Consider the following 13,397-nt stretch of genomic DNA (forward strand, 5'->3'; position numbering starts at 1 on the left):
AATAAAATGAAAAATTTACAAAGTAAAACAACATTGCATAACGGTGTAGAAATGCCTTGGTTCGGTTTAGGTGTATTTAAAGTAGAAGAAGGACCAGAACTTGTAGAAGCTGTAAAATCGGCGATTAAAGCAGGATACCGCAGCATCGATACAGCTGCGATTTATGGAAATGAAAAAGCAGTAGGTGAAGGAATCCGTGCAGGTATCGAAGCAGCTGGTATTTCAAGAGAAGATTTATTCATCACTTCAAAAGTGTGGAATGCAGATCAAGGATATGAAGCAACAATTGCTGCATATGAAGAGAGCTTAAAAAAATTAGAACTAGATTATTTAGACCTATATCTTGTTCACTGGCCTGTAGAAGGAAAATATAAAGATTCTTGGAGAGCGTTAGAAACACTTTATAAAGAAGATCGCGTACGTGCAATTGGTGTAAGTAATTTCCAAATCCATCACTTGCAAGATGTGATGAAAGATGCAGAAATTAAACCGATGATCAACCAAGTAGAGTACCACCCTCGTTTAACACAAAAAGAATTACAAGCTTTCTGTAAAGAACAAGGTATTCAAATGGAAGCATGGTCACCACTTATGCAAGGTCAATTATTAGATAATGAAACATTACAAGCAATTGCTGAGAAACACGGTAAAACAACAGCACAAGTTATTTTACGTTGGGATCTACAAAATGGAGTGATCACAATTCCAAAATCAACGAAAGAACACCGCATTATTGCAAATGCTGATGTATTTAACTTTGAATTGACTAAAGAAGACATGGAAAAAATCGATGCATTAAACCAAAATCACCGCGTTGGTCCAGATCCTGATAACTTCGATTTCTAAGATTAAAGTAAGAAAGAAAAAGAGTGCTTTTATGCACTCTTTTTTTGTGCATAAAAATATTTTCTAATTAAATACTACTTAGTATTAAGTTTGTTATTAAGGGGCTGTAAACATGAATCTAAAGCAATCGTTCAAACTTTTAGTTATGTTTTTAAGTATTTTATTTGTGTTATTCCCACTTCAAAAAGCATTTGCAGAAGTTATGGACCATACAAAGTATCAAATGGATTGGAGTTATAGTAAGTCAAAGAAAAAACCAATTCGAACAGAGCTTATTAAAACGGCAGATGGAAAAATTGCCTTTTGCTTAAATGTAGATTTGAAATCTCCGGGCGGTCAAGATTTACCGGAAATGGGGAAAGTGGATATTAACGTGTACCGCGTACTATTGAATGGGTATCCACAAAAGAGTCCACAAGAATTAGGGGTTTCTGATTGGAGAGAAGCGCATTACGCAACGCAGCTTGCAGTATGGAATGCGTTAAAACAAATCGATATTAATGATTTAGATTTCCGTAATAAAAATGTAGAAAAGGTAACGAAAGACATTGTTGCAAAAGCAAGCGCTAGTGAGGAACTACAAGAAATTACGATGAGTGTAGTTCCATCAGAAGAACAAGAGGCAGTATTAAAAAATGAGTTTTTTGAAACAGGTTTATACACAGTGCAAACAAATGCAAAAAGTGGAACGTATAAAGTGCAAGCAACAGGTGCACCAGAAGGCGCAAAGTTCGTAAATGAAAAAGGCGAGGGAAAAACAGAATTTAATGTAGGAGAAAAATTCCGCATTTTAATTCCGAAACAAACACCATCGGGTGGATTTAGCTTTAAAGTATCAGGGAATTTAACAAAGTTACAAGGGATTGCACATAAAGGGACACCGACTATTCAAAATGCAGTTGTATTACTTGAGCGTAGTGAAGAAAAAACGAGCCCAGAGTTAGCGGTAAGTTGGAAGAAAGCAAATGGTCATGATAATAAACCAAATAAACCCTATACACCAAATGAACCGCATAAACCGAATCAAAATAAAAGGTAAGGATAAAAAGCATTGGTGGTAACCAATGCTTTTTATATATGAAATTTAAAGTTATGTCGAAATAATTATAGACCAAATAAAACACTGTTTTTACGTTTGGAAAGATATTTGAAAATAATGAAATACAACAAAATCTAAACGTTACAATTAATGGATTGTATTCACAAAATTGTAACATCATTCTGATTGAAAAGGCTATCAAACAAAATAGAAAGCGTGTAAAATTCAGTTGGAAAAACTACCTATAGATGGTCATATATGAAGAAAATGTAAGTTTCTATTGTTTTTCACATTTTTAGATGTATAGATGACAGGACTGAAAGGTGTCTTTTACTATTCTCTTTTTTTATGTAGCAAGAGAACTCATCACAAGTAGAAAGAAGTGATGAAGAAACAATACATAAAAATTTTATAATGTAAGAAATCGAATACATTGAGAGAAATACGGTAGTAATGGATACAGGTGCGCGAGGTGTTAGTCTATTTATTAAATGGTTTTATAAAAATAATAGGATTTTCAATTAAATGAATGTATAGAGTAGTTTGTCTAAAAAAAGGAATAGGAGACACAGATTATGTCAAAGAAGAAAAAGAGTAGGGTATTAGTAGCTGGAGTTTGTTTAGCTACGTTATTAACTCCGTATGGTCTTGAAGTGCCTAAGGTATATGCAGAGATGACGATTGAAGATAAGGAGAAACAGCAAGAAGAGCGAGTGTATCAATTGCTGCCAAAAGGTGATGTAGAAGAGATACGTGAGTTGCATCAGCGTCGAATGAGTTTTTCTCCCTATGAACCAACTGGCATTTATGTAAAGCCAGGTGAAGAAGTAGTTATTCAAGTAGACGGGAATCAACAGATTAAAGCTTATATTGGCACATATTCTTATGAAAAAGAAGAACCTAAACAATTCAATTTAAATCCTGGTGAGAATAGAATTTCTTCTCCGAATGGAGGGCTATTATACTTTTATAATTATCACAACACAGGAGAAGTAGTTGCTAAAGTGAAAAAAGGTGGTACACCAAATCCTTTATTTATTTTAGGTAAACATACGACAGAAGATTGGAAACGTATGTTGGCAGAGAATCCTGATCCATATGCAATAGAAATGAAGGGAGAAAATAGTTTATTAACTATGCATCCTGAAACTGTGGCGGAACATTTGAAGCAAGAAGATCCAGCTGCCTTATTAAAAAAACACGATGAAATAATTAATATAGAACATAAAATATCAGGTTTATCAAAAGATGGTGTGGGTGTTGCGAATCAAGGCAAACATTCTATTCATTTTGTTGAAGACTGGTATACGGACAATTATATGTATGCGACTTATTATCGAACAGCTTATAGCAAAGGGAATTTAGAGTCAGTACTAAATCTAGAAGAGTTAACTAATGATGGATGGGGACCTTGGCATGAAGTGGGACATCAACATCAACAGAACACTTGGTTATGGGAGGGGCTTGGAGAAGTAACCGTTAATATTTATTCTTTAGCAGTTCAAACTACATTGGGGCATAAAACAAGGTTAGAGCAAGAAGGGCGCTATGAAGCTGCATTTGCTTATTTAGGTAAACCGGATGCACAAGAGAAGATGAATGTATTTGAGAAATTAGTTATGTTTTGGCAGTTACATTTAGCTTACGGGGATCAATTTTACCCGAAATTACATCAAATGTATCGTGTGTTACATGATATAGAAATGCCTAAATCTGATGAAGAGAAAAAGCAGATGTTTATTTATATGACGTCAAAAGTGGCTGGGCAAAATTTAATCCCTTTCTTTGATAAATGGGGATTCATTCCAAATGATGATACTAGAGAGAAGATTGAAAAATTAAATTTACCAAAATTAGAAAAGGAAATTTGGTTATCTACAGATAGCAATCCAATTCGTGAAAAACAAACTGAGTTATATGAAATTCCATATGGCGAGCCAAATAATAAAAAAATACAAAATGTAGCAATCGGTACTACATATGATGAGAAAAAAGCAAAAGAACTTGTACAGAATTTAGGAAAAGGTGTAAAAACAACAGGTGTGATTATGCAAGATAAGCCTGAAGTTGGAGAAAAAACTATAAAAGTAGAAATTATAGATGAAAAAGGAAATAAAAATTTAATCCCTGTTGTAGTAAATGTTGGTTATGGTGATAGCTTAGTATTCAAAGGGCTCAATTATAGTACTGATATTAAATCGATTGTAACACTGCAACATGATCAGAAAAAGTTTAGTGCGACAGCTGATTCAAATCCAGTGCACTATTATTTTAAAGAAGATGCGTATTTTGAATTCACATTACTAGATCCAAATGGAAATGAGAAAAAGAAAGCAACTGTAAAAGGTGTTGAAAATGCGGAAGAATTTGCAAAATCGATTAATGGGTTAGAGTTCGAGTACGGAGATGTTGTTAAAGTGTATCACGCAGAATCAGATCGCTTTAATTGGTATCAAAATAATGACTTTATCGGCCAAGGTAAGGCAAAGGTAGAGAAAGAATTATTATTTAAAGTAACAGAAAAGGGCTTTGAGAGAATGGAAGCCCAGCAAGAAGTGACGGCAAAACCACAAACAGTAGTAGTCGGAACAGAAGTGGAAAAACTAGATGCGAAAAACTTTGTTGAAGTGAAAGATGGAGAAGTAATTGGGTTTGTAGAAAAGCCGAATACAACAAAAATCGGTGAACAAAAAGTAAAGCTGGAAACGAAAGATCGTTTTGGAAATAAGAAAGTGACGGAAGTTCCTCTAACAGTAACGTATGGAGATAGCCTACTTGTATATGGATTGAAATATAGTAGTGGGGACCTGAAGTCAGTTGTAACGTTACATCATGATACGAAAAAAATGAGTGCGACGGATACGAGTAATTTGATTCATGATTATTTTGGAGATGAGAAGTATTTTGCATTCACTCTGTACAACAGAGAGGGAAAAGAGAAGAAAAATATAGAGATAAAAGGCCTGGAGAGTACAGAAGCTTTTGCTAAGGAAGTAAACGGACTAGCGTTTGAATATGGAGATGTGGTGAAAGTATATCATGCTGAATCTTCACGCTTACACTGGTATCAAAAAGGTGTATATGTGGGAGAAGGGAAAAATAAAGAGATAAAGGAACTAGTCTTCAAAATTACTGAAAACGGATTTGAAAGATCGGAAGCTGAGCAAACAGTACAAGCAAATCCGCAAAAAGTAGTAATTGGAACAGAAGTTGAAAAATTAAATGCAAAAGACTTTGTTCAAGTAAAAGATGGAGAAGTAATTGGATTTGTAGAAAAACCAATTACAACAAAAATCGGTAAACAAACAGTGAAAGTAGAAACGAAAGATCGTTTTGGGAATAAGAAAGTGACAGAAGTTCCTGTAGAAGTGATTTACGGAGATAGTATTATGTTCTTCGGTACAAGTTATGGCGGAAGTAATATAAAGTCAGTTGTAACATTAAATCATGAAGAAAAGAAATTTAGTACAACTGGTGCAGAAGGTTCGGCGCATACGTCATTTAAAGACCAAAAATATATGGGAATGACTGTATATGATAAAGATGGAAAAGCAAAGAAAGAAGTATCAGTAAAGGGATCTGAAAACACAAAAGGATTCGCGGAACAATTCAATGGAATGACATTTGAATATGGGGATATGGTAAAGGTATATCAAAAAGAGTTTGATAGATTTAAAGTGTATAAAAAGAATGAGCTAGTAGATACGCAGTATGGTGTTCATGAGGTGATCTTTAAAGTGACAGAGCAAGGTTTCGAGAGAGTGGAAGCTCAACAAGAAGTAACGGCAAAACCACAAAAAGTAGTAATTGGAACAGATACTGAAAAATTAAATGCAAAAGACTTCGTTCAAGTGAAAGATGGAGAAGTAGTAGGTTTTGTAGAGAAGCTGAATACAACAAAAATCGGTGAACAAAAAGTGAAAGTAGAAACGAAAGATCGTTTCGGAAATAAGCAAGTGACGGAAGTACCTCTAACAGTAACGTATGGAGATAGCATTGTATATCAAGGGCTTAGTGATGTTGTTCGTTCTATTGTAACGTTAAATCATGGTGATAAGAAACTACATGTAACGTCTACAGATGAACAAATTCATAGTTACTTTAACAATGAATTATATATGGGAATTACGTTATATGATCAAAATGGAACTGAGAAAAAGCATGTAACGGCAGAAGGGCAAGAGACTTCAAAGAGTTTTGCTGAACAAGTAAATAATATGGCATTTGAGTATGGTGATGTAGTGAAAGTGTATCATGCCGAATCAGATCGTTTAAGTTGGTATAAAAATAGTGAGTTAGTTGGAAAAGGGGATAAGAAAAAGTTTAAAGAAATTTCCTTCAAGATTACTCCGAATGGCTTAGAGCAAGTACAATAATAAAAAAGGCTCGTAAAACATAATGTTTTACGAGCCTTTTTTATTATTCAGCTTCAGAAACTACTGTGAAGCGTTCGTTTACATGTTTTGGATTTTCGATTTCATCAAGTGCTGCAACTGCGAAGTCTTCGTAACTTACGTAGCTATCACCTTTTGCGTTAACAAGAAGATTGTCTTGTCCAGCTGTATAAGAACCAGTACGTTTTCCTAATGCGAATAGTGCAGAAGGGCTGATGAATGTCCAGGTAATATCGTTTGTTTGTTGCAGAATTTCTAAGTTTTTACCTTGGTTTTGAGCTGTTGCAAGGTATTCATTTGGGAAACTTGGCGTATCGAATACACGTGTTGTTTTTTCTTCGTCTACAAATAAGCTTCCAGCGCCGCCAACTACAAGTAATTTTGTGTTAGGTGCACCTTTCATAGCTTCAATTAGTACGTTTCCTGCATCTACGTGAAGATGTTCTTCTCCTGCTGGAGCGCCGAATGCATTTACAACTACATCAAATGCTTGTAGGTCATTAGATGTAAGAGCGAATACATCTTTCTCTAAAACTTTTATATTTTCTTCTGTAATTTTTGCAGCGTTTCTTACGATTGCAGTTACTTCATGTCCGCGATCTAATGCTTCTTTTAAAATACGACTTCCTGCTTTACCAGTTGCTCCGATGATTCCGATTTTCATAATAAATCCCTCCAAAGTGTTTTGTTAAAATGTATATCTGAAAGTAAATGAATTTGTTGTAATAAGGTTTGTTACAACTTGATGTAATCATTATAGTTACAGGTTGGTGTTTTTGTCAATGGGGTAGTTTGTAGATTTACTTTTTGTTTTAGTATGCACAGTTAGAGGGAGGAGAGTCATAAAGATATTGTTACTTCGTGTTTGGCTAATATTTGGAAATTGCAAATTGTCGAAAAATGTTGATTTTTAAATGTTTTTTAAATATAATTCGTTTTATGGAGAAAAGGAGGGGTTAATTGTATGAATATTTTAGAGCAATTTGTTTCATCAACGAATACAATTCTTTGGTCATATATTCTTATTGCAATGTTAATTGGTTTAGGTCTTTATTTTTCTATTAAATTGAAATTCGTACAAATTACTCATTTAGGGGAAATGGTTCGACTAATGAGTGATGGATTAACTGGAAAGACGCGTAAAAAAGGTAGTGTATCTTCTTTCCAAGCGTTCTGTATGAGTTCAGCAGCTCGTATTGGAATCGGGAACTTAGCCGGTGTAGCGTTAGCTATTTCTATGGGAGGACCTGGAGCGGTATTTTGGATGTGGGTTATCGCGATTGTCGGAGCGTCTTCAAGTTTCGTGGAAAGTACGCTTGCACAAATTTATAAAATAAAAGATGGCAGTGGCTTCCGTGGTGGTCCTGCTTATTATATGGAAAAAGGTTTAAATAAACGTTGGATGGGAATCTGGTTCTCTATTCTAATTACAATTAGTTACGGTTTAATTTTCAACTCCGTACAAGCAAATACAGTTACATTAGCATTTAAAAATGCATTTGGTATTGAGCGTTATGTTGTAGGGATTGTACTTGCGGTATTGGTTGGGGTTATTATTTTTGGCGGTGTGAAAAGTATTGCGCGTATGTCAGAAATGATTGTTCCGCCGATGGCGATTATTTATATTGCAGTAGCTATTTTCGTTGTTATTAAAAATTATTATTTAATACCGGATATGTTTACAGAAATCTTTAAAGGTGCATTCGGTTTAGATTCAGCTGTAGGTGGCGGTATTGGTGCTGCAATGAAGTTTGGTATTCAGCGCGGATTATTTGCGAATGAAGCAGGTATGGGTAGTGCGCCAAACGCGGCTGCAACAGCTGATGTAACGCATCCAGCGAAACAAGGATTTATTCAAACAATTGGAGTATTAGTGGATACATTCTTAGTATGTACATCAACAGCGTTTATCGTACTATGTTCTGGCGCATATAAGGCAACAAATTTAGAAGGTATTGAATTAACGCAAGTGGCGTTAAGTTCACAAATCGGTTCGTGGGCAAGCAGCTTCTTAGCGATTATTATTTTCTTATTTGCATTTAGTTCACTTCTAGGAAACTATTATTATGGTGAAACGAATATTGAGTTCATTAAACAAAGTAAGACTTGGTTAACAATTTACCGTATTGCGGTAGTTGGAATGGTATTATTCGGTTCTGTTGCGACGCTTCAAGTCGTATGGAATATGGCAGATTTATTTATGGGTCTAATGGTAATTACAAACTTAATTGCGATTACACTTCTTGGACGATTTGCGTATGCGGCATTAGCAGACTATGTGAAACAAAAGAAACAAGGAAAAGATCCAGTCTTCAGTGCAGATTCTATTCCTGGTTTAACGAATACAGAGTGTTGGGATAAGCCAGCGGTAACGGATAAAGAAAAAGCTGTATAATAAAAAGGCGAGCATCGAGATGAATTCGATGCTCGTTTTTGTTTGCTTATTTTTCTTGCATTTGTAGGGAATGAACGGTTAAAAATTGGATAAATGCACTCATTGATTTATAGTTTTACTTTCTAAAAAACAGAAATGTTATAAAATATAACACCAGCATGTAACTAAACCTAACATCTTTTTGTCGAAAATTCTTGATTACAAAAAGTTTTTAGAATATAATTTTCTTATTGTTAGGAAGAGGGGGCAATACAAGTATGGATTTTTTAACTAATGTAATTGGGGATATAAATAATGTCCTTTGGTCATATATCATTATTGCGATGTTAATTGGATTAGGACTTTACTTTTCGTTTCGTGTGAAATTTGTCCAAATTCGTTACTTCGGAGAAATGATTCGCCTACTTGGGGACGGGGCGAGTTCAAAGACAAGAAAAGCGCAAAAAGAAAAAAGTGGTGTGTCGTCGTTCCAAGCATTTTGTATGAGTACAGCATCTCGTGTAGGTACTGGTAACTTAGCTGGTGTAGCTATCGCAATCTCAGCAGGTGGACCAGGAGCGGTATTTTGGATGTGGTTAATCGCGGTAATTGGAGGTGCTTCTGCATTTGTAGAGAGCACATTAGCGCAAATTTATAAAGTAAAAGATGGGAATGCGTTCCGTGGTGGTCCAGCGTATTATATGGAAAAGGGTTTAAAGAAACGCTGGCTAGGAGTTGTCTTCTCTGTTCTAATAACAGTTAGTTTCGGATTAATTTTCAACGCCGTGCAGTCAAACACAGTAGCGGCGGCTTTTGATGGAGCATTTAACACAGATGGTAAGTTTGTAGGTCTGTTTATGGCTGGTTTACTTGCAATCATTATCTTCGGCGGAGTAAAACGTATTGCACGTGCGGTTGAAATGATTGTTCCAGTAATGGCAATTATATATGTAGCAGTGGCATTATTCGTTGTTGTAACAAACATTACGGCAATTCCATATGTATTTAAAGAAATTTTCTTACATGCTTTCGGAATTAAAGAAGTAGTGGGCGGGGGATTAGGAGCTGCGATTTTACTAGGGGTAAAACGTGGATTATTCTCAAATGAAGCAGGTATGGGTAGTGCGCCAAACGCAGCTGCGACTGCAAACGTAACACATCCAGTTAAACAAGGTTTCATTCAAACTTTAGGGGTATTTACAGATACATTATTAATTTGTAGTTGTACAGCATTTATCATTCTTTTATCAGATGTACCGGGTGCAGCGGATCTAAACGGAATTCAATTAACGCAGCAGGCTTTAAGTCAGCATATCGGGCCATGGGCATCTATATTTGTAGCAGTTGCAATCTTCTTGTTTGCATTTAGTTCATTAGTAGGTAACTACTACTATGGTGAAACAAATATTGAGTTTTTAAATGGAAGTAAAGTTTTACTAAATGTTTATCGAATCGCGGTACTTGGTATGGTTATGTTAGGTTCTGTAGCAACAATTCAAATTGTTTGGGACTTAGCAGATTTATTCATGGGTATCATGGCTATTATTAACTTAGTGGCGATTGTATTCCTTTCTAAGTATGCTTTCGCGGCATTATCAGATTACGTAAAACAAAAGAAACAAGGAAAAGATCCAGTCTTTTATGCAGAGTCTATTCCTGGTTTAAACAATACAGAGTGCTGGGATAAGCCAGCAGTAGCAGATAAAGAAAAAGCTGTATAATAAAAAGGAACGAGCATCAGAGAAATTTGATGCTCGTTTTTTTATGCTGATAAACTAAAGGAAGAGGGAAAATACGAACATTAATGAGTGTTTTATAATAAAATGTATTTTTTTAAGAAAAGTGCGGATGTGAGTTATAATTTGTGTTAGAATGGAAAATGGCTTTGAGACAAGAGATTTTATGGTTTTTCATATCCGATTGAAGATTTTGGAGGAGAAATGGAAAGTTCGGATTATTCCTTGTTTTGAGTAGTCAGACGTTCAACGTTAATGAAGAGTTAAATGGAGGATTTTATTAATGAAGTTTGTTATGTTTCTTGTAGGACTACTAGTTGTATTCGTACTCGGCTTTCTTATAAGTTCTGATCGTAAGAAAATCAAGTATAAACCAATCGCAATTATGCTTGTTATTCAGCTAGCGTTAACGTATTTCTTATTAAATACGCCAATTGGTTATATTTTAGTAAAAGGAATTTCAGATGGATTTGGAGCACTTCTTGGATATGCGGAATCTGGAATCGTTTTCGTATTTGGTGGTCTTGTTAATAAAGGAGAGGTTTCATTCTTCTTAACAGCTTTATTACCAATCGTATTCTTTGCAGTGTTAATCGGAATTCTGCAACACTTTAAAATTTTACCGATATTTATTCGTGCTATTGGTACTCTGCTAAGTAAAGTAAATGGTTTAGGAAAATTAGAATCATATAATGCAGTAGCGGCCGCAATTGTTGGGCAAGCAGAAGTATTTATTACAGTAAAAGATCAATTAAGTAAAATCCCAAAACATCGTTTATATACACTATGTGCATCTTCCATGTCGACAGTATCGATGTCGATCGTTGGTTCTTATATGAAAATGATTGAACCAAAATATGTAGTAACAGCACTTGTATTAAATTTATTTAGTGGTTTCATTATCATTCATATTATTAACCCGTACGATATTACAGAAGAAGAAGATACACTGAAGTTAGAAAATAAGAAAAAACAGTCATTCTTTGAAATGTTAAGCGAATATATTATGCTTGGTTTCACGATTGCGATTACGGTAGCAGCAATGTTACTTGGTTTCGTAGCATTAATTACAGCAATCAATAGCTTGTTTGATTCAGTGTTCGGTATTACATTCCAAGCTATTTTAGGATATATTTTCTCTCCATTAGCATTCGTAATGGGTATCCCGCAAGCAGAAATGGTAACAGCGGGACAAATTATGGCAACAAAATTAGTATCAAACGAGTTTGTTGCGATGCTTGATCTAGGAAAAGTAGCTGGTGATTTATCAGCTCGTACAGTTGGTATTCTTTCTGTATTCCTTGTATCATTCGCGAACTTCTCATCTATCGGAATTATTGCAGGTGCAACGAAAGGGATCGATGAAAACCAATCAAACGTTGTTTCATCATTCGGATTACGACTTGTATACGGTGCGACATTAGTAAGTCTTTTATCCGCGATTATCGTTGGTGTTATGTTATAAACAAAGATGGCCCTAGCTTATAGCTAGGGCTATTTTTTATGGTAAATTTGCATGAAAAAACCAATTAGTTAGGAATATATTAACATATAAAAATCTTTTAAAATTTATATTGCATTTCGATTAGATAACGCTTACAATTTGATTTGTAGGTGGTATCAATTTCAGACTTTCAAGTATGGTAGGAGAGAAGAAGCTACCTTTTATAAATTGCAATTTATGTAAACGCTTACTGATTTTAGTTAACAGTTGAATAGTATTTAGGGGTTTTAAATTTTTTTAACAACAATGGTCAGACGTCATTCGTTATACGTTATACGACCAATAACTCGTGAGAGAAGTGGAGGATTCACACATGAAGATAGTAATGTTTCTAGTCGGTTTACTTGTAGTATTTGTACTAGGGTTCCTTATAAGTTCAGATCGTAAGAAAATTAAATATAAACCAATTGCACTTATGCTTGTAATTCAATTGGTACTTGCGTATTTCTTACTAAATACAAAGGTCGGATTTGTATTAGTAAAAGGGATTGCAGATGGATTTGGTGCTATTTTAAAATTTGCGGAAGCAGGGGTTAATTTCGTATTTGGTGGTCTAGCGAACGATGGACAAGCACCATTCTTCTTAACAGTATTATTACCGATTATTTTCTTAGCGGTATTAATCGGGATCCTGCAACATATTAAAGTTTTACCGATTATCATTCGTGCAGTCGGTTTCGTATTAAGTAAAATTAACGGTTTAGGAAAACTTGAATCATATAACGCAGTAGCAGCTGCAATTGTTGGTCAAGGTGAAGTATTTATTACAGTAAAAGATCAACTAAGCAAATTACCGAGAAATCGTTTATACACACTTTGTGCATCATCAATGTCAACAGTATCAATGTCAATCGTTGGTTCTTATATGAAAATGATTGATCCGAAATATGTAGTAACAGCACTTGTACTAAACTTATTTAGTGGATTCATTATCGTTCATATCATTAATCCATATGACGTAAACGAAGAAGACGATATTTTAGAATTACAAGAAGATAAGAAACAAACATTCTTTGAAATGTTAGGCGAATATATTATGCTAGGTTTCTCTATCGCTGTAACAGTAGCGGCGATGTTAATCGGTTTCGTAGCATTAATTACAGCAATTAACGGTGTATTCGATTCGATTTTCGGAATCACATTCCAAAGCATTTTAGGATATATCTTCTCACCATTAGCATTTGTAATGGGTATTCCAACATCAGAGATGCTAGCAGCGGGACAAATTATGGCAACGAAATTAGTAACGAACGAATTTGTTGCGATGCTTGATCTAGGAAAAGTAGCTGGTGAGTTATCAGCCCGTACAGTAGGTATTTTATCAATCTTCCTTGTATCATTTGCGAACTTCTCATCTATCGGAATTATCGCAGGTGCAACGAAGAGTATTGATGGCAAACAAGCAAATGTTGTATCATCATTCGGACTAAAACTTGTATATGGTGCAACGTTAGTAAGTATATTATCAGCGATTATCGTTGGGGTTATGCTTTAATAAATAACA

General features: G+C 34.9%; 8 protein-coding genes. 7 read left to right on the forward strand and 1 reads right to left on the reverse strand.

Translation table 11 applies throughout. The annotated features are described in order from the left end of the window. Window positions 1-6 precede the first annotated feature (6 nt). The 3 genes from MR066_RS15940 to MR066_RS15950 all read left to right on the forward strand — a co-directional run bounded on the left by MR066_RS15940 (window position 7) and on the right by MR066_RS15950 (window position 6,261). Window positions 7-846, forward strand: a complete 840-nt coding sequence (locus MR066_RS15940) for an aldo/keto reductase (RefSeq protein ID WP_242247694.1) — start codon at window positions 7-9, stop codon at window positions 844-846. Window positions 847-958: 112 nt separating this feature from the next. After that, complete coding sequence (locus MR066_RS15945) at window positions 959-1,885, forward strand: thioester domain-containing protein (protein WP_242247695.1); 927 nt, start codon at window positions 959-961, stop codon at window positions 1,883-1,885. Window positions 1,886-2,460: 575 nt separating this feature from the next. Beyond that, window positions 2,461-6,261, forward strand: a complete 3,801-nt coding sequence (locus MR066_RS15950) for a putative mucin/carbohydrate-binding domain-containing protein (protein ID WP_242247699.1) — start codon at window positions 2,461-2,463, stop codon at window positions 6,259-6,261. Window positions 6,262-6,304: 43 nt separating this feature from the next. Here MR066_RS15950 and MR066_RS15955 read toward each other — a convergent pair whose 3' ends face one another. Further along, window positions 6,305-6,943, reverse strand: a complete 639-nt coding sequence (locus tag MR066_RS15955; protein ID WP_242247701.1) for an NAD(P)-dependent oxidoreductase — start codon at window positions 6,941-6,943, stop codon at window positions 6,305-6,307. Between the two features lie 300 nt (window positions 6,944-7,243). On the opposite strand from MR066_RS15955, the gene MR066_RS15960 reads away from it, so the two are divergent. From MR066_RS15960 to MR066_RS15975, 4 genes are all read left to right on the forward strand, one after another. After that, complete coding sequence (locus MR066_RS15960) at window positions 7,244-8,674, forward strand: alanine/glycine:cation symporter family protein (protein WP_242247702.1); 1,431 nt, start codon at window positions 7,244-7,246, stop codon at window positions 8,672-8,674. A gap of 257 nt (window positions 8,675-8,931) precedes the next feature. Beyond that, window positions 8,932-10,374 carry an alanine/glycine:cation symporter family protein gene (locus tag MR066_RS15965; RefSeq protein WP_016093527.1) on the forward strand — a complete coding sequence of 481 codons (1,443 nt, stop codon included), beginning with the start codon at window positions 8,932-8,934 and terminating at the stop codon, window positions 10,372-10,374. 298 nt (window positions 10,375-10,672) lie between these two features. Continuing rightward, window positions 10,673-11,854, forward strand: coding sequence for a NupC/NupG family nucleoside CNT transporter (locus MR066_RS15970; protein ID WP_016121020.1), 1,182 nt, complete (start codon window positions 10,673-10,675; stop codon window positions 11,852-11,854). A 352-nt stretch (window positions 11,855-12,206) separates the two neighbouring features. Continuing rightward, complete coding sequence (locus MR066_RS15975; RefSeq protein ID WP_242247704.1) at window positions 12,207-13,388, forward strand: NupC/NupG family nucleoside CNT transporter; 1,182 nt, start codon at window positions 12,207-12,209, stop codon at window positions 13,386-13,388. Window positions 13,389-13,397 lie beyond the last annotated feature (9 nt).

Source organism: Bacillus cereus group sp. BfR-BA-01523, assembly GCF_022662615.1.
Classification (GTDB): domain Bacteria; phylum Bacillota; class Bacilli; order Bacillales; family Bacillaceae_G; genus Bacillus_A; species Bacillus_A mycoides.